26 protein-coding genes and 3 pseudogenes are annotated in these 22,535 nt (G+C 51.6%); 6 read left to right on the top strand and 23 right to left on the bottom strand.

Annotation, left to right across the window (positions count from 1 at the left end; all coding sequences use genetic code 11):
- Window positions 1–581 precede the first annotated feature (581 nt).
- From GXM22_RS08690 to GXM22_RS08595, 22 genes and pseudogenes are all read right to left on the bottom strand, one after another.
- Window positions 582–1,169, bottom strand: a pseudogene (locus GXM22_RS08690) (VirB6/TrbL-like conjugal transfer protein, CD1112 family); the annotation flags it as partial.
- Window positions 1,170–1,272: 103 nt separating this feature from the next.
- A pseudogene (locus GXM22_RS15275) lies at window positions 1,273–1,368 on the bottom strand (Maff2 family mobile element protein); the annotation flags it as partial.
- Between the two features lie 87 nt (window positions 1,369–1,455).
- A complete protein-coding gene (locus GXM22_RS08680) occupies window positions 1,456–3,063 on the bottom strand; it encodes a recombinase family protein (RefSeq protein ID WP_005933734.1) in 1,608 nt (535 codons plus the stop codon).
- A gap of 134 nt (window positions 3,064–3,197) precedes the next feature.
- On the bottom strand, window positions 3,198–3,389 hold the full coding sequence (locus GXM22_RS08675) for a transposon-encoded TnpW family protein (RefSeq protein ID WP_005946147.1): 192 nt from the start codon (window positions 3,387–3,389) through the stop codon (window positions 3,198–3,200).
- A 12-nt stretch (window positions 3,390–3,401) separates the two neighbouring features.
- Window positions 3,402–4,241, bottom strand: a complete 840-nt coding sequence (locus tag GXM22_RS08670; RefSeq protein WP_099357167.1) for an ATP-binding protein — start codon at window positions 4,239–4,241, stop codon at window positions 3,402–3,404.
- Complete coding sequence (locus GXM22_RS08665; protein WP_099357168.1) at window positions 4,238–4,978, bottom strand: phage replisome organizer N-terminal domain-containing protein; 741 nt, start codon at window positions 4,976–4,978, stop codon at window positions 4,238–4,240. Before GXM22_RS08665 ends, GXM22_RS08670 begins: the two co-directional genes overlap by 4 nt.
- On the bottom strand, window positions 4,968–5,162 hold the full coding sequence (locus GXM22_RS15270; RefSeq protein WP_006573562.1) for a hypothetical protein: 195 nt from the start codon (window positions 5,160–5,162) through the stop codon (window positions 4,968–4,970). Before GXM22_RS15270 ends, GXM22_RS08665 begins: the two co-directional genes overlap by 11 nt.
- A 173-nt stretch (window positions 5,163–5,335) precedes the next feature.
- Window positions 5,336–6,956 (bottom strand): annotated as a pseudogene (locus tag GXM22_RS08655) (relaxase/mobilization nuclease domain-containing protein).
- Window positions 6,928–7,326, bottom strand: coding sequence for a plasmid mobilization protein (locus tag GXM22_RS08650; protein ID WP_035394351.1), 399 nt, complete (start codon window positions 7,324–7,326; stop codon window positions 6,928–6,930). Before GXM22_RS08650 ends, GXM22_RS08655 begins: the two are co-directional and overlap by 29 nt.
- Before the next feature lie 493 nt (window positions 7,327–7,819).
- Complete coding sequence (locus tag GXM22_RS08645; RefSeq protein WP_005933720.1) at window positions 7,820–8,020, bottom strand: helix-turn-helix domain-containing protein; 201 nt, start codon at window positions 8,018–8,020, stop codon at window positions 7,820–7,822.
- Window positions 8,013–8,456 (bottom strand): sigma-70 family RNA polymerase sigma factor, encoded by a 444-nt coding sequence (locus GXM22_RS08640; RefSeq protein ID WP_005933719.1) that lies wholly within the window; start codon window positions 8,454–8,456, stop codon window positions 8,013–8,015. Before GXM22_RS08640 ends, GXM22_RS08645 begins: the two co-directional genes overlap by 8 nt.
- A 151-nt stretch (window positions 8,457–8,607) precedes the next feature.
- Window positions 8,608–8,775, bottom strand: coding sequence for a DUF6440 family protein (locus GXM22_RS15060; RefSeq protein ID WP_005933716.1), 168 nt, complete (start codon window positions 8,773–8,775; stop codon window positions 8,608–8,610).
- Between the two features lie 21 nt (window positions 8,776–8,796).
- Window positions 8,797–9,444 (bottom strand): ABC-2 transporter permease, encoded by a 648-nt coding sequence (locus tag GXM22_RS08635; protein ID WP_005933714.1) that lies wholly within the window; start codon window positions 9,442–9,444, stop codon window positions 8,797–8,799.
- The gene (locus tag GXM22_RS08630; RefSeq protein ID WP_005933713.1) at window positions 9,441–10,301 is read right to left on the bottom strand and encodes an ABC transporter ATP-binding protein; all 861 of its coding nucleotides are present in this window, start codon (window positions 10,299–10,301) and stop codon (window positions 9,441–9,443) included. Before GXM22_RS08630 ends, GXM22_RS08635 begins: the two co-directional genes overlap by 4 nt.
- A gap of 2 nt (window positions 10,302–10,303) precedes the next feature.
- On the bottom strand, window positions 10,304–10,681 hold the full coding sequence (locus tag GXM22_RS08625) for a GntR family transcriptional regulator (protein ID WP_035394499.1): 378 nt from the start codon (window positions 10,679–10,681) through the stop codon (window positions 10,304–10,306).
- Between the two features lie 204 nt (window positions 10,682–10,885).
- Complete coding sequence (locus GXM22_RS08620; RefSeq protein WP_035394346.1) at window positions 10,886–11,026, bottom strand: Maff2 family mobile element protein; 141 nt, start codon at window positions 11,024–11,026, stop codon at window positions 10,886–10,888.
- Between the two features lie 47 nt (window positions 11,027–11,073).
- A complete protein-coding gene (locus GXM22_RS08615) occupies window positions 11,074–12,879 on the bottom strand; it encodes a VirD4-like conjugal transfer protein, CD1115 family (RefSeq protein ID WP_099357169.1) in 1,806 nt (601 codons plus the stop codon).
- Window positions 12,876–13,346, bottom strand: coding sequence for a PcfB family protein (locus GXM22_RS08610; protein ID WP_005933691.1), 471 nt, complete (start codon window positions 13,344–13,346; stop codon window positions 12,876–12,878). Before GXM22_RS08610 ends, GXM22_RS08615 begins: the two co-directional genes overlap by 4 nt.
- Before the next feature lie 100 nt (window positions 13,347–13,446).
- A complete protein-coding gene (locus tag GXM22_RS08605) occupies window positions 13,447–14,361 on the bottom strand; it encodes a DUF6017 domain-containing protein (protein ID WP_005933689.1) in 915 nt (304 codons plus the stop codon).
- An 87-nt stretch (window positions 14,362–14,448) separates the two neighbouring features.
- Complete coding sequence (locus GXM22_RS15055) at window positions 14,449–14,589, bottom strand: hypothetical protein (RefSeq protein ID WP_166444378.1); 141 nt, start codon at window positions 14,587–14,589, stop codon at window positions 14,449–14,451.
- Window positions 14,589–15,962: a 23S rRNA (uracil(1939)-C(5))-methyltransferase RlmD gene (gene rlmD / locus GXM22_RS08600; protein ID WP_035394343.1), complete on the bottom strand. Its 1,374-nt coding sequence runs from the start codon at window positions 15,960–15,962 to the stop codon at window positions 14,589–14,591. The genes GXM22_RS15055 and rlmD overlap by 1 nt, the downstream gene beginning before the upstream one ends.
- Before the next feature lie 28 nt (window positions 15,963–15,990).
- The gene (locus tag GXM22_RS08595) at window positions 15,991–16,854 is read right to left on the bottom strand and encodes an AraC family transcriptional regulator (protein WP_035394341.1); all 864 of its coding nucleotides are present in this window, start codon (window positions 16,852–16,854) and stop codon (window positions 15,991–15,993) included.
- A 224-nt stretch (window positions 16,855–17,078) separates the two neighbouring features.
- On the opposite strand from GXM22_RS08595, the gene GXM22_RS08590 reads away from it, so the two are divergent.
- The 4 genes from GXM22_RS08590 (at window position 17,079) to GXM22_RS08575 (ending at window position 21,117) form a co-directional block, all read left to right on the top strand.
- Window positions 17,079–18,371, top strand: coding sequence for a galactokinase (locus GXM22_RS08590; protein ID WP_005933674.1), 1,293 nt, complete (start codon window positions 17,079–17,081; stop codon window positions 18,369–18,371).
- 169 nt (window positions 18,372–18,540) lie between these two features.
- Window positions 18,541–20,421: a recombinase family protein gene (locus GXM22_RS08585; RefSeq protein ID WP_005933672.1), complete on the top strand. Its 1,881-nt coding sequence runs from the start codon at window positions 18,541–18,543 to the stop codon at window positions 20,419–20,421.
- A 26-nt stretch (window positions 20,422–20,447) separates the two neighbouring features.
- Complete coding sequence (locus tag GXM22_RS08580; protein WP_035394338.1) at window positions 20,448–20,801, top strand: TnpV protein; 354 nt, start codon at window positions 20,448–20,450, stop codon at window positions 20,799–20,801.
- 16 nt (window positions 20,802–20,817) lie between these two features.
- Complete coding sequence (locus GXM22_RS08575; RefSeq protein ID WP_005933668.1) at window positions 20,818–21,117, top strand: hypothetical protein; 300 nt, start codon at window positions 20,818–20,820, stop codon at window positions 21,115–21,117.
- Window positions 21,118–21,144: 27 nt separating this feature from the next.
- Here GXM22_RS08575 and GXM22_RS08570 read toward each other — a convergent pair whose 3' ends face one another.
- Window positions 21,145–21,513, bottom strand: a complete 369-nt coding sequence (locus GXM22_RS08570; protein ID WP_005933665.1) for a helix-turn-helix transcriptional regulator — start codon at window positions 21,511–21,513, stop codon at window positions 21,145–21,147.
- Window positions 21,514–21,657: 144 nt separating this feature from the next.
- On the opposite strand from GXM22_RS08570, the gene GXM22_RS08565 reads away from it, so the two are divergent.
- Window positions 21,658–21,846 (top strand): helix-turn-helix domain-containing protein, encoded by a 189-nt coding sequence (locus tag GXM22_RS08565; RefSeq protein WP_005933662.1) that lies wholly within the window; start codon window positions 21,658–21,660, stop codon window positions 21,844–21,846.
- Window positions 21,839–22,531, top strand: a complete 693-nt coding sequence (locus GXM22_RS08560) for a response regulator transcription factor (protein ID WP_007037412.1) — start codon at window positions 21,839–21,841, stop codon at window positions 22,529–22,531. Before GXM22_RS08565 ends, GXM22_RS08560 begins: the two co-directional genes overlap by 8 nt.
- The last annotated feature ends 4 nt before the right edge of the window (window positions 22,532–22,535 follow it).

The following is a 22,535-nucleotide window of genomic DNA, read 5'->3' as shown; positions in this document are numbered from 1 at the left end:
CCGCCCTCGGACTACTACGGAGGCTCCGTTGCCATGCCGGATATTCAGCGTCATCTTTCTTGGGTTTTTACCCCTTGAAATTTATCGCCTTGCGGCATTACGCATAGCCGGATAGTTCCGGCGTTCCGGTTTAGGCAATCTCCAGTTAGACACTTTGGGAAAAGCGTATTGTGATGTCGGTAGTGGGTTTTCGTCCTTTTCCGCTTACTGCGGCTGGCTGTCATAAGTATCGTGCGGTCTGTGTTTACCTGTCACATTCCGCTATGACATACGGCGAATACAACCATCCTGCGCCGCCGGGTCGAGTATCCCGCCTCGGACTGCCCTTAAAGCAGTTTAGCCTTGCTCCTCATTCACAATGTTGCGTCTTGCCGCTCAGTCGTGGGTAGATGGTTTTCCCAACTTGCGATTTTTCCGATACGCTATTGTCCCCCTTGTGGTTTCCCTCCGGGGTAAATCGGATGACGCTAAAGTGACGCTTTTCACGTCTTTGATACTTTTCTTTACCGGCTTGCTAAAGCCGGGTTCCCAAAATGCCCGCACACCGCCTTTGGATGAAAAGCGGCGCTTCTGGACGCGCCGTATATCTCAATCATTCTGCCGTAGAGGATAACGGTTATCAGTACGGACATGATTTTCATACAAAGGCTTATAAGGCTCGTTTCCATGACAAGTAACAGTAGTTCGGGGATTTCCATATCTTTTAGTCCCTCCTGCATGGCGGCAAGGGCTTCGGTTACGTCGATATTCGTATCGCCGCCGATTACCCCCGCCGCGCCGGACACAATATGCTGCGCCATATCAAACACCGCCATAGTAATATCAAAGGTGTGCGTTACCAAGAAAACGGCAACAAAGGCTTTGAAAAACCACTTAAAGAACATGAACGTGTCAACGTCGTGCATATTGTTCCTTTCGGTAATCATCTGGATAAGCTCATGGCACATCACAAGGGCAAGGATGGCCGCTGCAATGGGCAGCACTACCGTTTCGGAAAGACTGCGCAGCATATTGAAAATGCCGCTGTTCCACGCCTGCGGGGTAGAGCCGACATCCGAAGCGATTTCGCCCACCTTGGCGTTCACGTTATCGAACAGGCCGGAGAGGTTGCCCGTGATGCCATCGATCAAAATGCCCTTTATCCATTTTTCGATGATCTCACTAATCAAGCAAAGATACCTCCTTTCCCGCGCCCTCCCATGTGAGCGGGAGAGCGCGGAGTAGGATTTTAAGTGTTCGTTGTTCGGAAAATTGTGGGCAGCGATGCAGGACTTAGCCCAGCAGCCCGGACAGCAGCGGGACAAGGGTCACGCCGATCAGGGCAACGCCGCCGCCCGCGACCAGCTGCTTCACGCCCTGGCTCTTTGCTTATGTGTGATAAAGAAGTAATAGAAGCGTAAAAAATTTTGCCTTTCCTATCCGATACTTGCCTTTGATATCGGATAGGGCGGGCGGTCATTCGGGCAAGTCCACTTTGCCGACGAAAGAATAGTAAATCTCAATATCCTGTCTGCGTGTGCCGTTTTCATCGTAGCTGCACTCATGCACAACGATTTTCTCTACAAACTCACGCAAGAGGGTGTGGGTCAGTTCTTCAAAGTTCATGTGCTTGCGGACAATGTTCATAAACTTTTCTGCGTTTACGGTAGCTTCCTGTGCTTTGGAAAGCTCCGCCTGTATTCTGGCAACACGCTCTTTCAATTCCTGCTGTTCGGCTTCATAGTCTGCCGAAAGCTCCGTGAAACGCTCGTCAGAAATGCGACCGCTTACGCTGTCCTCATACAGCCGCTTGAAAATAGCGGAAAGTTCACCGATACGCTTTTCGGCAGCTTCCAGTTCCTTTTTCTTGGCGGCGTTCCGGCGTTTGCCGCCGTCCTCGTTCTGCTCGATCAGCAGCTTCATAAACCGGGCTTCATGCTTTGCCGCATAGCTCGTCACTTTCCGTAGATTGGAGAGAACGCCCGCAGTCAAAAGGTCGGTGCGGATAAAATGTGCGGTGCAGTCATGGGTGCGCTTCTTGTAGTTCCCGCAGATATAGCAGTCCTGTTTCCGCTTATCGGTCTGGTAACGCTGCTGATACATGACGCTGCCGCAGTCCGCGCAAAAGAGCATACCAGAGAACAAGCCCACTTCATCATAGCGGTTCGGACGCTTGCGCTGTTTGCGTAATTCCTGCACACGCTCCCATGTCTGGGTGTCGATGATAGGCTCATGGTGGTTCTCGAAAATTGCCTGTTTCTCAATGGGATTTTCTATGCTGTGCTTGGTCTTGTAGGACGGTTTCTCCGTCTTGAAGTTCACCAAACAGCCCATGTACTCCCGGTTTTCAAGGATATGCACCACGGTATTTGTCGCCCATTTGCACTCATAGCCGGGGTGATAGCGGCGTGTGCTGCCCGTCCTGCGGTATTCCAGCGTTCCCGGCGTTGGGATTTCCTGCTCGGTCAGCATACGGGCTATCTTGGTCGGACCGTTCCCGGCAAGGCACAGACGGTATATCTGCTTGACCACGGGTGCGGCTTCCTCGTCAATGATGAAGTTTTCGTCCTCGTCCATGAGGTAGCCGTACACGGGTTTGCTCGTAACAGGCTTGCCGCTCATGCCTTTTGACCGTTTTACAGCTTTGATTTTCTTACTCGTATCTCTCACCAGCCATTCGTTGAAAATGTTCCGCAGAGGGGCAAAATCATTGTCGCCCTGTGCGCTGTCTACTCCATCGTTGATGGCGATAAAGCGGACGCCTTTTTGTGGGAAAATCATCTCGGTATACATTCCCACCTGCAAGTAGTTTCGCCCTAACCGTGACATATCCTTTACGATAACAGTAGCCACTTTCCCGGCTTCAATATCCGCAAGCATGGATTGAAAGCCCGGTCTTTGGAAGTTCGCACCAGAATAACCATCGTCCGTGTACCAGCGCAGATTGGAAAAACCGTTCTGCTTTGCGTAGGTTTCAAGAATACGCTTCTGGTTGGAAATGGAATTGCTTTCGCCTTGCAGCTCGTCCTCATGGGATAGTCTTGGATAAAGGGCAGTGATTTTCTGGGTGGTCTGTCTTAACATAAAATCCTCCGTTTCCGACAGCCAGCCCCACTATTCCGTATTTCGATTATACCACATGGGGCGGCTGTCTGTATAGCGGCTTCTGCTTCTTTACCGCCCGGTAAAATGACGATTTTTCTGTGCGGCTTGTAGCGTTAGGGCGAAAGCTGGGCTTTGTGTCCTGCGGCGGCTTCCGCCTCCAGCACTTTCATCATCTTATCGGCTGCGGTGTCGGTGGTATCTTTTTTGAAAAAGCCGGAAACGACAAGGACGGTGTTGCCCATGCGGATCTCTGTCACGCAGTCCGGGCGGCGTTCCGGGGTGGTGTTCTGCTTGTTCTCTGCCATAGGCAACTCCTTTCATTTCATCAATTCTTTTAGTCTGTTCAGCTTGGCTTGCGCCGTTTCACGGCGGAAGTTCTCTCCCGTAAAGAGGATAGGGGCGCACATTTCCAAAAGGCGGTCATAAATCCGGGCATGGGCGGTGTCCAGCGGATTTTGCAGGCTGTCCAATGTCAGATTGGTGGTAACGATTAAGGGCTTGCGGCTACGGTAGCGGCTGTCAATCACATTGTAGACCTGTTCTAAACCGTACTCTGTGCCGCGCTCCATTCCAAAATCATCAATGATAAGCAGAGGAAAACGGCAAAGACGCTCGATATACTCGTTGCGCCCCTCAAAGCTGGCGGTCAGGTCATTCAAAATCGCAGAAAAGTTCGTCATGCGGACAGCGACTTCCTGCTCCATGAGGGCATTGGCGATACACCCGGCAAAATAGCTTTTTCCTGTGCCAACTTTGCCCCATAGCAGATAGCCGATATTTTCCTCGCGCATGGTTTCCCAATGCTCCACATAGAAGTGTGCAATCTCCATTTGCGGGCATTTCCCGTTGTCATTGGCAAAAGTCCATTCCTGCATGGTGGGATTGGTAAATCCCCGGCGTTTCAAGTCCTCCACGGTGTCAAGGTGCTTTCTGCGCTGTTCGGCGGCTTCACGCTCCAAACGCTGGGCTTTCTGGCAGTCACATTCTGCCGGGTGGCGGTCACGCCCAAACAAGGCGGCTTGCTTTTCCGGGAAGTAGGTTTCTTTCGGAGTGTGACACTTGCCGCAGTAAAGCAGTCCGTCCTCGCCCATGTAGTCCTCCGGCTGTGGGGTAACAGCCGTCATATTCAAAACTCGTTCTGTAAACAGATTACTCATAAGCTCTCGCCCTCCTTGCAGGTGTATTCGGGTATGCCCTGTTTCGGGGCAGCCTTTGCGGTATCGTCTGCCGCCCATCTGCGAATAGTGGCGGCGTGGTTTTTATATTTCTTGCCCGTGGACGCGATATAGCCGGAAAGCCGCTCAATATAGTACGCCCATTTTTCGGGCAGATCCGCTTGCAGTTCGGAAAGCTCCGTATCAGTCAGAAATACATTCTCATATCTGCCATAGCTGCGGGCGAGGGCTTGTCCCTTTAACTCTTCCTCTTTTTCTAACTCTATATCTATCTCTTTCTTTATCTCTATCTCTGGTGGACGAATGTCGGACAAATGTCCGCCATTTGTCCGCGGCGGCAAAAGTGCCTTATTTTCAAGCCTTGCGGCGCGTTTCCGTTCCGCTTCGGTAGAGGATTGACCGATCATCAGCTCGATGTCGGTCATATAAAGCAGCCCGCAGTCAAGCTGCTCCACAAGCCCTAACTGCTGGAAGATGGCTAATGCCCGTTCCACCGTCCCGATTTGGTGACGGGTCAGCGTGGCTATCATCTGGGCGGTATAGGGGATATGCTCGTCAAGCTGCAATCTGCCGCCATTTTTCAGCGATTTTAAGTACAGCTTCAAGAGGATATTGGAATACAAAATCCCGTCTTTCATGTCCTCCAACAGCACAATGGAATCGCTGTCGAAGAAGTTTTCTTTCAGTTTGAGGTAGTAATATTTGCGGTTATCTGCCATTGGCGGTGTCCTCCCTGTGTTTCCATCTCTTAGAGAAATACCGGGGGCAGAGGACGATAATCGCCCGGAAGCTCTGCTTGCAGCCGTGTGTGCAGCCCCGGCAAAGGTCATTGTAGGTAATACGGTTTCGGTGGTTGAGGAAAAAACTCCATTCCAACCGCCGCTTTTTGCTCATGCGTGGCATTTCTCGCTCCTTTCTGCCGTTTCCGCTGGTATAAGCGGATAGGTCGGTAAAAATGTAGTTTCTCGGTGTCATTTTCGGGGATTTCCTGCGCTGTATGCCCCGTTTCAAAGGTGGGTAGTATTGCGGATAGGGTGCAGGGCATATCCCCGTTTTGGTATCGTTTGGGGCGGTTTTTAACGCTCCTGTTCGTGCTTTTTCTGCCTGTCTTTCTCGCCTTGCAGGATTTGGGAAAGGTTGCTTTTCACGGTATGCAGCTCCTTGACACGGGCTTTTTTCTCCCGGTATTCGTTGTAGTGGGCGTTCTTTTCGGCGGTAAGCAGCTCGATTTCCGCTTGCAGGGCTTTATGGCTTGGCAGCTTGGAAACGCCATGCGCCCGGAAATAACGGGTGGCTGCGTCCGCTATGATAAAATCGCTTTCGTGCCGTTCCCGGTAGGTGCTGCGGGCTTTCTCCGTTTTCTGCGCTTTCAGACCGTCACGGGCAGGCTTGGTCTTGGCATAGGCAAGCACCTGTGTCTGAAGCTCCTTTTTCTCCCGGATAGCAGCGTCCAGGGCTTTCAGCTTGGCGGTGCTGTCCTGTAAATCCGCATTGGCGGATACAAGGGCTGCGTCCAGTTCCTCCGGCGAATAGCCGTACTGCCCGTAGGCGGCAACGGTAGCCGCCATTTGTTTCAGATTGTGGATTGCCGCCCAGCGGTCATAGCCCACGCCTTTTCCCTCGGCTCGCTTTGCCGCCCGGTCAACCATGCGCTGAATACCGTCCTTTTCCGGTGTGGTTTGGACAGCTTTTTTGCTCTCCAAACGCTCCTTTATGCTGCGGGGGTATTCGGGTATGGCTGCTGTCTGCTCGGTGGCTCTGTGGGTGTTCTGTTCCAAAAGGGCAAGAACGGCGGCGCGGTCAAAATCATCGCCCAGCTTGCGGGCGGTAATGGGCTTTGTCCTGTCCGGCGTGAGATAGGACAGCCGCCCCCGGCTCTCCTTGACGGTCACGCCCTGCTGTAAGAGAACGGCGGCAAACTCGTCATAGCTGGCGGCAGAGGACAGTGCGGCGCGTATGATCTGCCGCAATTTTTCCTTGTCCGTTTCAAACTTTGTGGGCTTGGCGGGCTGTTCTCCGGCTGGCAAGGCAGCGGCTTCCTTGTCCAGCTTTTCCTGTCCTTTCCGCTGCACCCAATACTCACGCTCGGTAATGCGGTTCTTGCTGCCATGCAAAAGGTCGATTTGAATAGAGATTTTCCCGGTGGCACAGCTCCATGACTTCGGCTTTGAAGTATTCCATCGCTGCGTCTGTGCAGCGGTGCTTACACCCGGCGCGGGTGTCTGCTGGTCTGTCCATGTAGGGCAGGAACGGAACTTCCGCTATCCGCAGGGAATTGATAACGATATGCACATGGATATTGCCGCTGTGGTTGTGTCCGTCCGGGTGGGTGCAAACAATAGCTTGGTGTCCGGGAAACTGCTTCCGGCAAAATTCCTCGCCCAACACCTGCGCCTGGTCTACGGTCAAGCCGTTGTCTGCCGCGTCCCGTGGGTCAAAGCTGATAATGTAGTGGTGGCTTTTTACATCTTCCCGCTTCTGGTTCTTCCCATAGCGGAGATTGGAGCGCATACAGGCAACGGCAAAATCTTCGCCGCCGCAGTTCAGCGTTGCTATTCGGTAGTCCTCCCGGAGTATGAGCCGCCCGTTTTCATCAAGGGTGGGCTTCATGGTAAACTCGTCATGTTCAAAGGTGAGGTACTGCTCGGCAGCGCCATAGTCCGCATTTTTAGAGCTGATATGTTTGAATGTTGCCAACAGCGTCACCTACCTTTCGCAAGACTTCAAACTTCAAGGCGGCAAGGTCAGAAATGGCAGCGCGTATTTCAACGGACAGGGCATTGTATGGTGTGCCGTACTCGTTGAGGGCGCGGGCAATCTGATTGAGGTTGCTGCCGATTTTTCCGTATTCAGCGGTCAGCCTGCCAACGGCGGACAACAGTTCATCATTGACCGGGGAAACGGTAACGATGGGGCGAATAGTCGCCCGTGTAATGGATTGCCGGATAAATTCGGCTTGGCTCATGTCATAGTGTTTCAGCCGCTCGGTAAAGTCGGCGTATTCTTCCTCGGTCATGCGGGTTTTGACCACATGGCAGCGGTGGGGCGTGTTGTATTTTTTCTTCAAGCGTTGACCTCCTTTCTCGCCCGACAGGGCGCATGAGCAGGGTTTGGGGAAGGCACTCCCCAACAAGATTTACCAAAGGGGGCAAAACCGCAGATATGCGGATTTTGGCACCGTGGTAGAATCTTGCTCTAAGAAACTGCCGGACTGCCGTTCACTTGCTACTGCCACTTTTTCAGAAAATCTATAACCAGCTTTTTTATAAAAGGCTGCGGGCTGGCGTTCTTCCCTTACTCCCTACAACACCGCAAAAAGCAAAAATGACGGACTTTCCGGCAAGAACTTTTCCGGCGGCTCGGTCTTTCCCGACAATAAGGCGTTTCGGAAGCTGCGTTTTGCCCGCTGTCTAAAAAAACGGCAGCCTTTTTTTGGTTTCACTATCTAATACGGAACTTTTGGAAATTTGCCAAAAATGGGCGCAAAAAAAGCAGCAAATCTTTTTCGGATTTACTGCTTCATGTGCCGCTGCGGGGCGGCGGGATATTCAGTTTCTATGTTATCGGTCAAGCCGGAACTTGAACAGGCTTTCAATCAGCTTTGTTCTGATGTAGTCCTCCATATCAGAGTTGTAATAGCCGTTCATCTTAGAGAAGTAGCGGATATATCCAGCGTATCGGTCAAGGACGGCTTGTATCGCTATGGGGTCGCCCTCATGTGCCTTTATGATAATGTCATAGGGGAGAAGTCGGTTACTCATGGGACAGCACCTCCATTTCCTCTTTCAGCCGCTTCAAGGCAAGCCGTATATGCCGCCCGATTGTGCTGCGTGTCCAGCCGCTTTGTTCTCCGATTTCTTTCTGCGTCAAGTGCTGGAAGTAGTACAAAAAGATTTCTTCCTGCGTCTGTTCCGGCAATCGGGCAAGAGCAGCCGCAAGAGAACAGCTATCTAAAAGTATCGTCTGCCCCCGGACAGAGAACGGATAAGTTTCGCCATAGTCCTGCACTTGAAAATACTCGTCTGTGGTGCTTAGTTGGACAAACTTTTCTTCGGTCAGATATTCAAGGGAGATTTCCCGTTTCCATCTCGCCGCCAGCATACGGGCAGCGTCAAAGGACGCATGGCGAATAACAATCCGGCAATAGGTATCATGGGTATAGCGGATATGTTCTTGATAGGCTTCGTATTCAGTCATGGAAAATCCCCCTTTCTTCGATTATGGGAAAGGGCGGCAGCACTCCTTGCTGTCGCCCCTTGATTGCCTATCCGCAAAGGCAGGCGGGGCTGTCAACGGCAGCGCAGTATGCGCTGTTTATCTTGACCGTTGACTGGCTCGGCTGGCTTTGCTACTCGCTGATAATCGGTTTTCCGTCTTTGTCAATCAAGGGACAAATACCCCCGCCAGTTCCAAACTTTGCCACAAGGTAATTGACCCCGGTTTCTCTGTCCACTACCACATAAAAGCCTTTCACACTTCCTGCGGTTTCAGTAATTTCAAATCTTCTGCTTCCCATATAGATACCTCCCAATAGAAATCAAAGCTCTTGCTTTACAAAAATGCGATAACTGATTTGATACATCACATAGCACCATGCCAACGCCAGAAGCGGTGAGCAGCAGAGAAGAATAAATACAATCTGGTCTGTCAATGCAACTCCCAGCATAGTAAGAAGCTGATATATTCCAAAGCAAATCCCTGCCGGAATGAGGAATGATACTAATAGCAGAACACGGCCTTTTTCTGCGCCAAACTTGAACACAAGAGGAATTGACATACTTCCAAAAATAAGGGAGATTACCCATGCACCGAGTGTCAAAAACAGAAGCTCTCCAATCCCTACTATGTCGAGTACGATTTTATGTGTGATTAGGCCACCGATAAAACCAATAATCAGCCCAAAGAGGCTGCCAATGGCGCAGAAGATAGCCAGCACCATAAATTTTCCAGCAACCAATTCTTTCTTGGAAACTGGCATTATCATAGCATACCGTGTCCATTTAGAACTGTCATCAAAAGAAAAGGTTGTTACAATCATCATGCTGCACAAAATCGCACATACAAAAATATAGCCTTCTACGCCGGAAAACGGAATAAGCGCAACGGCAAAAACCACAAGGATGAATAGCATAGATTTCGCATTGTGGCCGATATTAAATAAATCTTTCAAAACAAGACTTTTCATTTTGCTTGCTCTCCTTTCACATACAGCAGCAGAATATCGTCGATTGTTGCGTCGTCCACTACGGCATTTTTATATTTCCTCCGGGCTTTTTCCTTGTCAGCTACCAGCACATTCCATTGATAATCATCTTTGCGGTAAGCCAGAATTTCCGCTTTATCGAGCTGGTCGAACAGTGCTGCGCCACAGCGGATAATACCATAGTTATAACGAAGTTCATCTTTCGTTTTACAAAAAAGAACCTTGCCCTGATGAATAAATGTAATGTAATCTGCGACTTTTTCTAAATCTGTTGTGATATGCGAGGACATCAAAATGGAATGATTTTCGTCCTGAACAAATTCAAGAAATACATCAAGAATATCATCACGCATTACAGGGTCGAGGCCGCTTGTCGCTTCGTCCAAAATCAGTAGCTTGGGGTTATGGGAAAGGGCGACGGCAATACACAACTTCATCTTCATTCCCTTGGACAGAGATTTAATTTCCTTATCCGCTGGAAGTTGAAACCGCTTTAGATAGTCTTGAAACAGATGGCCGTCCCACTGTTTGTAGGCAGCACCAGCAATTTTCCCGACTTTGGCCGGAGTGAGCGTTTCATAGAAGTTAATTCCGTCAAACACTACGCCAACATCCTCTTTGATTTGTTTTGTGGACGATAATTCCTGCCCCCAAAAAGTAACTGTTCCATCATCTTTATGAATTAAATCAAGAATAGCATTGATAGTTGTGCTTTTTCCGGCTCCATTTTCGCCAATAAGCCCCATGATTGTTCCTTTCGGAACCGAAAACGAAACATGGTCTAACTTGAAATCGGCGTATTGCTTTGTCAAGTTCTCAACCTGCAAAATAGCGTTCATAGTTAATCCTCCTCTTGATAAAATATCGTAAGTAATTCAATCAGTTTTTCCAACGATATTCCACTTATCCGCCCAATATCGGCGGCCTCTTGCAAATGTTCTTCGGCCAATCTCTGCTGTTCTTCCTGATAAAAGTCTTTGTTCTGTGCCGACACAAAACTTCCTCGGCCTACCGTCGTTTCAATAAAACCGTCCCTTTGCAAATCTTCATACGCTTTTTGAACGGTAATAACACTCACATGAATGGACTTTGCCAGCGCCCGCATAGAGGGAATAGGATCGCCGGTTTTTAACTCGCCACTCATAATCATGGCTTTTATCTGTGAAGTTATCTGCTCATAAATTGGCTTGCTCGTATTACTGCTTATGATAATTTCCACAACGCCCCTCCTTTGTTCTTTAATGTACTTATCGTACAAGTACATTATATTCAAGGCAAACACTTTTGTCAATAGGGTATTAGAAAATTTATCTTTGCTTATTAAGCAAAAGAAGCCACACAATTTGTATGGCTTCCATGAAATTCTACTTTGAAATTTTTACGGAATAACGGGCTGTTGTCTATCAACTTCTTGTGTGTTACTTTATGGCACATGAGCATTGCTGCCGGGGTTATCCTGTCCATAGCCCTCCAACAGGTTGATGCCGCCCCAGACACACAGGGCACCGCCCAGACCGACCACGATGGTCTGCAAAGTATCGACTGCGCTGTTGAAAAATTCCATAAGGTCCTCACTTTCTGCCGCTTGTTCTGCGGCACTCAAAATAAAAATTATTCGGCTGCATTTTCATCCGACAGGTCGATTTCGTACAGGTCAAAACTTTCGTCCTGTGCGACTACCTGCTGCCGTTTCCGGCGCAGACTGGATAAGAACCTGTCCACATCAAATGTGTTTTTCTTGTCCGCATCTGCAAGGTACTTGTAGTGCGGGTGCTTGGTGATGTCGAACTTCTCCGAGAAGAACGGCCTCACTCCCCGCAGCTGCAAGATGCACCTGCCGCCGTCCATGATTGCGATTTCGTCCTCTGACATCAACGCCTTTCCTAATTTTTGATAGTTCAGTCCGTGGGAGGTTTGAGAACCCCGGTTTTCGCTGGTGTTGAAACTGTCGATGGTCTCTTTCCCCAGCGCATCGGAGATCTCTTTGGCATTCTTGCCCCGCCCACTCAAAAAGAGAACAGAATCGCAGTTGTCCGAAATGATTTCGGCCGCATCCTTGTAGATAGCTTTCAGCTGCGACTGGCTCTGCAAGATGATGGATGCCGAGATTTCCCGGCTGCGGATGGTGGCGATCAGCTTGTCGAAGTTGGGAATCTGCCCAATGTTGGCGAACTCGTCCAGAATCAGCCGTACATGGACAGGCAGTCGGCCACCGTATTTATCATCCGCGCGGTCACACAGCAGGTTGATAAGCTGGCTTTGGAGCATGGCGAGAATGAAGTTGAAGGTGGTGTCCGTGTCGCTCATAATCAGGAACAGTACGGTCTTTTCATCCCCGATGGTGTCCAGCTCCATTTCATCGTCCTCCATCAGTTCACGCACTTCCCGGATGTCAAATGGGGCTAAACGGGCACCACAGCTTATCAGGATGGAAGAACGGGTCTTGCCCGCCGACAGCAAAAACTTTTTGTATTGCCGGACAGCGAAGTGATCCGGGTCTTTCTGTTCCAGCCGTTCAAACATGAGGTCCACCGGGCTTTGAAACTCCGGGTCGTCCTCGCGGGCTTCACTGGCATTTATCATTTCCAGCAGGGTGGTGAAGTTCATTTCTTCTGCCGGGGCCTCATACCAGATGTAGCCGATAAGCGCGGTGTAGAACAGCCGTTCCGACTTCACCCAAAAATCTTCTGCTGATTTCTCGCCCTCGCCCTTGGTGTTGGCGATAAGGGTATTCACCAGCTTCAGCACGTCCTTTTCCGAGTGGATGTAAACAAAGGGGTTGTACTTCATGGACTTGGAAAAGTTTATCGTGTTCAGGATTTTTACACGATAGCCTGCCCGCTGGAACATTTGGCCTGTTTCGAGAACCAGTGTGCCTTTCGGGTCTGTGACTACGAATGAGGTGGGATAATCAGACGTGGGAAAGCATTGCATGAGGTTGGGCTTCACATAGAAGCGGGTCTTGCCGCTGCCGGAGCCGCCGATCACCAGCACATTCTTGTTCCGGGCCGTCTTGGGGTCTTTGGGCCGCCCGGTCATGGTCAGGCGTTCGGTCTGGGTCAGCAGGATGTTGTTTTCAAACTTGGGGTCGATGTACGGGGCAATGTCTTTGGCGGTGCCCCACCGGGCAGAACCGTATTCCTCGCCCTTGCGGTACTTCTTGGCGTTCTTGCCCTTGCTGTACACGATGAGCCGGACAGCCACCGCACCAACAACGCCAACGCAGAGGTCAAACAGATGCAGGCTGGGCAGCGGGCTTGCAAAGGCGACAGAGATGCCGCCCGTCAGGTGGAGCAGCTTTGCCGAAGCATCCGCGCCCGCCGCCAGACGGTATGCCTGCCCGCATTTGGCGAACAGGTACACGAACAGCAGATACGGCAGATTCAGCACCAGCAGTTTTTTCAGTTCAGGCTTCATCGCTCTAACCCCCTTTGCTTAATTTTTTCTTTAGCGCGTTTCGGCTGCTGGGCCGCTTTCTGCTTGGCTGCTGCCAGCACCTTGCGGATGGAGGGCCGCTGCTCCTTGGAGAGTGTTTTGGCCGTGAACTCCCGGAACGCCTGTTCCAGATTGTCCGCATCCTTGGCCTTGAAGATCACGATGTAGTGGGGCGGCTGGGTGGTCTTGTCCTTACGCAAGGTGAAGTCCACGCCGTACTTCTTGGCGCAGGGCTTGAACGCCCCGATGTTCGCTTCCGTGACTTCAATGTTGGTCAGGGCCGCGCCGTGGGCTTTCAGCTGTTTCAGGCTTTGCTTGCCGTGGTGCAGCTTTGGCCCCTTGGCCCGGTGCTGCAAATATTTTTTCAGGGCAGCTTGCAACGCTTGGGCAGTGAGCTTGCCCGTTTTCATGGACAGGGCAATAGTTTTCTGGGTGACTTCTTCCTGCAATATGAATCCCTCCTTGTTGCAGAAAATTCAGAGCGGCAGCTAGGGTGGAACCACCAGCCGCCGCAGGTAAAGTGTTCTCATGGATGGGTACTCCTTTCGGTCAGGTGTTGGGCGGGCGGCCCCAATCGGGCTGCGCCATATCGTGCGCCACAAGGGACGCATAGTAGCTGTTGATGGTGCTGGGGGCGTTGAACAGCATGGCCCGCAGGTATTGCTTGATGTTGCGGACTTTGGTGGTGTTGTCCCGCAGGCAGTCCATGACGAACTCGATGTGATGGCTGTCCAGCTTCAAGAATTTCGCCTTGACCAACTCTGCCGGGTAATCGTCCCCGGCCACCCGGATGGACTTGCGGGAAGTGCAGACCGTTTCCAGCAGGATGTCCACGATTTCGTCCAGCTGTTCCCGGTCTATCCGGGGATTCTGGGTGAGGGTGTCATACTCGATGTTCTCCAAAATCAGGTCCCGGTAGATTTGATAGGCCGCTTCCTTTCGGTTTCCCGTCCATTCTGGTGGCGGTGCCACTGCCTCGTCCTTGTCCAAAGGCAAGGGGTTTGGGGAATGGATAGGAATGGAATCGGTATTTTGTCTCTCTTTCTTTTGTTTTTCTGTAATTAGTTTATCTTTATTTAATTGCATTGGATTTTCCAACGTAGGGTTTTCCTGCGTGGGATTCTCCAACGTTGGATTTTCCAATGTAGGTGAAACCGATGCAGGAACGGGCTGCGGCAGCTCGAAGATCACATAGTCTGCACCGCGCAGCCGCCCTTTCTCGTCCCGTTCTCTGGAACGCTGGATGTAGCCTGCCTGTTCCAGTTCCCGGATGGCCTGCCGTATCGCGTCAATGCTTTCCCGGTTGATACGGGCCAGCCCTTGCAGGGTGTAGTCCCAATCTTCCGGCAGGGAGAGCATTTGGGAGAGTAAGCCTTTGGCTTTCAGGGACAAGGCCCGGTTCCGCAGGTGGTGGTTTGACATGACCGTGTAGCCGCTGTTCTTTTCTACCCGAAAAACTGCCATTTCACGGATGCCTCCTTTCTGTTTTTGGGCAAAGAAAAAGCCGCAGGCTTTTTGTTAAAGTCTGCGGCTATGCCGATTGTTAGATATTCAATTCTTTGTGTTTCCGCACTCCATATCAATTACCACCGAAACGGTGATATGATTTTCAATGCGTTTATTGCGGAGTTTATCGCCCTCGCCATCGAACACAACATGACGAGAAAACAACGTAAAGCGGATGATTTCCACTAGATTCCTCTTTGTAGCGAAACTATCGCTTCCACATGCCTCGTCCTCGGGAAAAGGTCCACCGGCTGCACCTTTTCTGCCCGATACCCATGCTCTTCTAGCCACTTGGCATCCCGGGCGGCGGTGGAGGGGTTGCAGCTGACATAGACCACCCGGCGGGGGGACATGGTGACGACAGCGGAAAGGGTTGCTTCGTCACAGCCTTTGCGGGGCGGGTCGAGCATCACAACATCCGGGTGCAGGCCCTCGGCGGCAAGCTGAGAGGCCGCCTTACCAGCATCGGCGCAGAAGAAGCGGCTCTTTGCGGCTATGGCATCACCCATGCGGGCAGCATTGGCCTTGGCGCTTTCGATGGCCTCAGGCACGATCTCCACACCGATGAGCTCCCGGCAATGGTCTGCCATGGACAGGCCAATGGTGCCCATGCCGCAATAGAGATCCAGTAGCAGGTCATCTGGGGTCAACTGAGCATATTCTGCGGCAATGCCATAGAGCTGCTCAGCGGCCAGGGTATTGACCTGATAGAACGACAAAGGGCCCAGCTGCACAGGAACGCCGCAGAGGGTGTCCTCGATGAACCCGGGGCCGTACAGGGTGTGGGTCTCGCTGCCCAGGATCACATTGGTGTTTCTGGCGTTGACATTGATCAGGATGGTGGCGATATCGGAAAACTGCGCAGTCAGTGTGCGACAAAGCTCCTCTGCGTGGGGCAGCTTTGCCCGGGTGCAGACCAGACAGACCATGATCTGGCCGCTGTGGACACCCCGCCGCAGAAACACATGACGCACCAGCCCCTTGCCCGTCTGCTCGTCGTAGGGTTGGATGTTGTGGGCGGCAAAGAAATCGCAGAGGGTATTGCCGATCTCGTTCAGCACATCCGGCTGCAGCTTGCAGTCGGGGCAGGGTACAATGCGGTGGGTGCGCCCGGCGTAGAAACCGATGCAGGGCTTGCCATTCTTATCACGGCCCACCGGGAATTGAACCTTATTGCGGTAGCGGTCGATCTCGGGGGAGGGGAGGGGCGGCAGCACGGGTACATCCAGCCCGCCAATGCGGCGGAAAGCATCGGTAACGCTTTCGCCCTTGGCGCGCAGTTCAGCGGCATAATCCAGATGCCGCAGGCTGCAGCCACCGCAGGGGCCGGCCACTGCACAATCTACCGGGATACGGTCAGGCGAGGGAGTCTGAATGGCATCCAAAATACCGAAAGCGTAGCGGCCGCAATCTTTCACGATGCGGATGGCGGCAACGTCACCGGGGGCGGTGCCGGGTATGAACACAGCCTCGCCGTCCGGGCTGTGAGCAACGCCGCTGCCATCGTTGGACAGGCGCTCAATGGTCAGGGTCAGCACCTGATTTTTTTGTAAGGGCATGGAAATTCTCCTTTGGAATGGGATTGGGTCAGGCTTCTTCCGAAGCGGGGGCATCTGCATTTTCGCTCTGGGCGGCAATGTATTTGCTGGGCGGCATCCCCTTGGCCCGCTTGAAGACCCGGGAAAAATAGAACTGGTCAAAGAAGCCCACCGAGATGGCGACCTCTGCAATGGAAAGGTTGCCGGCCCTCAGCAGCTTGCAGGCTTCGTTGATGCGGTATTCGGTCAGATAATCGATGGGGCTCTTGCCCACATTGAGCATAAACACCCGGTACAGATGACTGCGGGAAACGCCCACGCTCTTGGCGACATCATCAATGGAGATGTCGTGCGAATAGTTGAACTGGATGTATTTGATGGCATTCAGCACATATTGATTGGAGGAGGAAGCGTTGTGGGGGCGCGTCTCGCTGGTCTCCTTCATCAGGGCAGAGATGAACAGGTAGAGGTACCCCACCATGGCAGCCTCGTCCTGAGGCTCTAACCCGCGGGAAGAATAAATGTTGGTCAGAGCTGCCCGCATTCCCTCCGGGTCCTGCGTGTGGTGCACAGGAGCAGTGTCGGTAAAGGGCAGCTGTGCCGCCAGTTTGTGAGCGCAGGCACCGTTGAAGCCGACCCAGCTGTACTCCCAGGGCTGCTGCTCATCGGCAGAGTAGCGGATGAGCTGACTGGGCCGGGCAAAGAACAGATCCCCCGGCACGACCTCAAAGGTCTTGCCGCCCACTTCAAAAGTGCCCTTGCCCGAGACCACCAGATGGATCAGGTAGTGATCCCGGATACCGGGGCCCCAGGTCTGGCCCGGGGCACAGCGTTCCAGACCACAGTTGAAGATGGATAATTCAATATTATTGGTGTAATTCTGCTTGAAGGACTGCTTGTAGACATCTGCCATGATCGTTTCCTCCAGTTGACCGCATTCTTGATTCCAGTATATCATAACTGTATCTGCAAATTCAACAAAAGTACATCCGAAACTTTGTTTTTCGCGCTGAAATTTGATTTTTTGCGGATTCAAATTGCAAAAGAGGGCGGAATGAAGTACAATAAGGCTAACCCAAGTGCATGGACCCTTCATGCACGGACTTTGCGGAGAACGTTTGTGGAGGAGGAACGGCCATGGCGACCAGTGCACAACTCAAACGGGAGATCCTTGCGGGGCAGTGGGACGAAGCGCTCTGCACGCTCTATGGCACAGAACCGGCGGTGCTGGCCCGCCAGCGGCAGCGGTATGCCGCCGCGCTGGAACAGTTTGAGCTTTACTATGGCCCCGGGCGGCAGGTGCATGTTTACTCGGCTCCGGGCCGGGCGGAGCTGGGCGGCAACCATACCGATCATCAGCACGGGTATGGTCTTGCGGCAGCGGTGACGCTGGACCTGGTCGCAGTGGCATCCCCCAGTGACGACGGTTTTATCCGGGTCAAATCCCGGGGCTTCAACAAGCTGGATGTCATTGACCTGAGCGAGGCCGAGCCTCAGCAGGGAGAGAGCACCCATTCGGCCAGCCTGATCCGGGGCATTGCGGAAGGTTTCCGGGCACAGGGAAAGACGGTGGGGGGCTTCGATGCCTATACCGCCAGCGACGTGCTCCGGGGCAGCGGGCTTTCCAGCTCTGCGGCCTTCGAGATGGGAATGGCGGCCATCCTGAACGGGGAATATGGCTGTGGCCTGACTGCGCCGGAGCTGGCGAAGATCTGCCAGTATGCTGAAAATACATATTTCGGAAAACCCAGCGGCCTGTTGGATCAGCTGACCAGTGCCGTGGGCGGGGTCATCTTTGCGGATTTTGCCGACCCAAAGAAGCCCCGGATAGAAAAGATCCACACCGCAGGGCTGCTCCCGGCAGACATGACCCTTTGCGTGACCGATACCCGGGGCAGTCACAGCGAGCTGACCGGTGAATTTGCGGCCATCCGGCATGAAATGGAATCGGTGGCGGCTTGTCTGGGCGGTAAGGTGTTGGGGCAGGTCAAGGAGCAGGAGTTCTGGACGGCTCTGCCACGCCTGCGCAGGGCCTGCGGGGATCGTGCTGTTCTGCGTGCAGTCCACTATTTTGAGGAGAATGCCCGCGCATTGGCCCAGCGGAATGCCCTGGTCAGCGGGGATTTCAATGCCTTCCTGCAGCTGATTCTGGAAAGTGGACACGCCTCTTTTGCCCTGTGCCAGAACGTTTACTGCTCCACAGACGTACGGCATCAGGGACTCTCGGTGGCGCTTGCCATCAGTCAGACTCTGCTGGAGGGGCAGGGGGGAGCCTGGCGGATGCAGGGCGGCGGCTTTGCAGGGACCATTCAGGCGTTTGTACCCGGTATGCTGACGGCAAAATATCACGACGCGATAGAAAAGGTGTTCGGTGCGGACAGCTGCTATCTGCTCCGTCTGCGGGAGCAGGGTGCCCTGCGGGTCATTTGAACATCTGGAAGCGGCCAAACAAAAAGAGCTTCACACTCCGGCAGAAGTCGGAATCGTGAAGCTCTTTCATGTTACAGGTGATATATGCTCTAAGTGACTTCTTAATCATGATTTTGTCATGGTTAGTGAAGCAATCACTTAGAGCATTTTTGTTTCAGGAGGTACAGCCATGAGAAATGAAAAAATTACCCCACTGTACGAGCGCCTGAGCCGGGACGACGAGTTACAGGGCGAGAGCAATTCCATATCCAACCAAAAACAGATGTTAGAGGATTTTGCCCGCCGGAATGGGCTGCCAAACCCTACGCACTTTACAGATGATGGTATCTCAGGCACCCGTTTTGACCGCCCCGGATTTTTGGCGATGATGGAGGAAGTGGAGGCAGGGCGTGTAGAGGCAATCGTCATCAAGGACATGAGCCGGTTGGGGCGCGACTATCTGAAGGTCGGTCAGGTCATGGAGGTTTTGCGGCAACGCGGTGTTCGTCTGATCGCCATCAACGACGGTGTGGACAGTCTGAAAGGCGATGACGATTTTACCCCATTCCGCAACATCATGAATGAATTTTACGCCCGTGATACCAGCAGGAAAATCCGTTCTGTGTTTAAGGCAAAAGGTATGAGCGGCAAGCACCTGACCGGCACTGTGATTTACGGCTACTTATGGGACGAAAAACGGGAGCATTGGCTGGTAGATGAGGAAGCCGCCGAAGTGGTACGCCGTATCTTCTCCCTCACGCTGGAGGGATATGGGCCTTATCAGATTGCCTGCAAATTATCCGCAGATCGGATTGAAATTCCCGTCGTACACCTTGCCCGCTTCAACGAGGGTGTGAACCGTTCAAAGCCGGTCAAAGACCCCTATGGATGGGGATCATCTACCATCGTGAACATTTTGAAAAAACGAGAGTATTTGGGGCACACCATCAATTTCAAGACCCGCAAGCACTTTAAGGACAAGAAAAGCCACTATGTTTCTGAGGACGAGTGGACGATCTTTGAGAATACCCATGAAGCCATTATCGACCAGCAGACCTTTGATCTGGTGCAGAAAATCCGCAGCAATGTACGGCGTTATCCAAACGGCTGGGGCGAAGCAGCTCCCCTCACAGGCTTACTCTATTGTGCCGATTGTGGCGGCAAGATGTATGTCCACCGCACCAACAATGGCAAGCGGATTTCTCAATATACCTGTTCCAATTATACCAAAGTTCCGTGTGGGACACTATGCCTTACACAACACCGTATCAATGAGAGTGCTGTTCTGACATTGGTTTCCGACACACTCCGGGCTATCGCTGAATATTCGAGAAATGACCGGACGGAATTTATTCACACTGTTCAGGAGACGCAGGTTGCTCAACAGAGTGCCGATATATCGAAAAAGCGCAGGCATCTGGCTACTGCCCAAAAGAGAGCCGGAGAACTGGAAAAACTGATTTGCAAAATCTATGAGGATAACGCCCTCGGCAAGCTGCCGGATACACGATATAAGGCGCTTGATGCACAGTATGCCAAAGAGCAGGACGCACTTGAGATTGAAATTGCGGAGTTGGAAAAGGCTGTTACCGGCTATGAGCAGAGCCAGAAATCAGCAGAGAAATTTATAGCCCTGATTGATAAGTACGAGAATTTTGACACGCTGACAAATACCATGCTCAACGAGTTTGTAGAGAAAATCCTTGTCCATGAACGCTCCCGAAAAGGCAGTCAGGATACCACGCAGGAAATTGAAATCTACTTTAATTTTTTAGGACGCTATATTCCACCATCCTTACAGCCGGTTCCTTTAACCCCAGAGGAACAGGAAGAATTGCGGAAAAGAGAAGAACGCAAGGACAGGCTCCATCAGAACTATTTGAAGCGGAAAGCCAGCGGCGCACAGAAACGGTATGAGGACAAAATCAAGGCGAAGAAAAAAGCGGAAATGGACGCTAAGAAAGCCCTGATCCGGGCTGAGGATATGAAAAAAGGTGTTTTTTCTACTATCGGGCAGCTACCAAAAGAAGAACCGCGCAAAGGCAGCATAGCAGCCAGCGCAGCAGTCTAATCATCACGGAGCAAAGGAGCATGAATATGAGTAAGTTGACTTACATTCGTTGTGGAGATTATGATATACCCAACCTAAAACTTTCTGAACAGCCGGAAACTTCTATCGGCAAGTACGGCAGGATGCGAAAGTCCTACCTGAAGGAACACCGTCCTATTCTCTACAACCAACTGCTGATGAGCGAGAAACTGTATCCGCACCTGTTAGAGATTGATTGGACAGCGCAGGAGCGCGTGGACACCATGTTGCCTCACATGATGGAGGCTGCGGGTGTCACTGAGGAACTGAAAGCCTGTGATCCTATGCGCTGGGTAGGACTGATGAACACATTAACGGCACAGATTGAGGAAATTTTAATCAGGGAACTGATTTGCAGTTGAATGGGAGGTGTGGGAAATGCTGACCTTTGAAAAGGTTCTGGAAGTGTTTCAGGCATATCTGGATGATGATCCTCTGTATGAGGTGGTGCAGACCAGCCACGGTTATACATTGATGGCATGGGAACCTCACCGGAATGACTGGTACAGCGCCGAAATACAGAAAACTCCGGAGGATTTGCGAAACGCCTTGCTGGATACATACGCCAACTTTCTGGAAGATAAGATTACCGGAAATGACCGCGATCTGACTGTGACAGAAACCGGAGAAATCCAGCAGAGGTGCCGGGAACTTTGGGAAAAGTGCCGGGAAACTTGATATAGAAACGCCAGAAGGAGGCCGCGATTATGCGTCCTCCTTCTGCTTCGCAGTCTGTTCCATTTTGAGCGCCCCGTCTATGGCACCTTCGATAATCGGCAGGTATTCTTCAGGGCAAAGCTTCAGCTTGTGGCTGACTCGTTGCCGCTGTTCGCTTTCTTCCCGCATGATCTCCGGGTTAAAATACCGTTCCACGGGAAGTCCGCAGACCTTAATCAACTGGATCATCACAGGCAGGCTCGGAATCGCACCTTGATTCTCAATGTTGGCAAGATACCGCCATTCAATCCCAACCATTTCTGCCAATGTTTTTCGTGCCAGACGCTTTGCCTCTCGTGCGGCTTTGACATCTGCGCCGAAGGTTTCAAAACCGGGACAATCTTCAACTTTCGCCATATAACATCACCCAGTTACATTGTATAATTCATACTTTGCCTGTGGAATGTTGCTATATGCAGGTTGGTTGAAGTTTATAATTCACATTCCGTTTCTTGCATTGTTCGAGAAAGAGAACTATAATGTACTCTGTGGAGGTGCGAAATGGACTATATGACATTGAAAGAGGCCGCCGAGAAATGGGGCGTGACACCTCGTAGGGTAAATTATTATTGTGCCGGTGGGCGTATCCCCGGCGCTGTGAAAATGGCCGGTGTTTGGCTGCTCCCTAAAACTGCGGAGAAGCCGCTTGATGGCCGGACAAAACAAGGAAAGGAACTACGCCATGAATAAAATTTTGATTATAGATGATGACAGAGAACTGTGCGCTTTGATTAAACGCAGCGTACAATCGGAACATATAGAAGCCGATTTTTGTAATACCGGAAAAGAGGGCTTGCAGAAATTAAAAGAGCAGGAGTATCAGCTTGTGGTGCTGGATGTGATGATGCCCGGTATGGATGGCTTTGAAACGCTGGAAGAAATCCGCAAAGAGAACAGCCTGCCGATTTTGATGTTTACATCCAAAAATGACAGCATTTCTAAAGTGCGGGGCTTACGGGCCGGGGCGGACGATTATCTGACAAAACCGTTTGATATGGACGAACTGATTGCCCGTATTGCGTCCCTCATTCGCCGCTACACCCGCTTTAATCATCAAGCCGGAGCTGTGCAAAAACTGGATTTTGATGGATTGCAAATTGACCTTGAAAATCGTTCTGTTACGACGGAAAATGGCACTTTTGAACTTCCACCAAAGGAATTTGATCTGCTCCTGTACTGCGCAAAGCATCAAGGAAAAATTTTGACAAAACAGCAGATTTATGAGGAAGTTTGGGGCGAAGAATATTTCTATGATGACAGTAACATTATGGCGATTATCAGCCGGCTTCGTAAAAAATTAGAAGTCAATCCTTCAAGCCCAAAGTATATCCAAACGGTCAAAGGGATTGGCTACCGCTTTAATAAGGAGGTATAGCCAA

Origin of the sequence: Faecalibacterium duncaniae, from assembly GCF_010509575.1 — a bacterium.
Lineage (GTDB): Bacteria > Bacillota > Clostridia > Oscillospirales > Ruminococcaceae > Faecalibacterium > Faecalibacterium duncaniae.
This window is presented reverse-complemented; position numbering and strand designations above follow the sequence as displayed.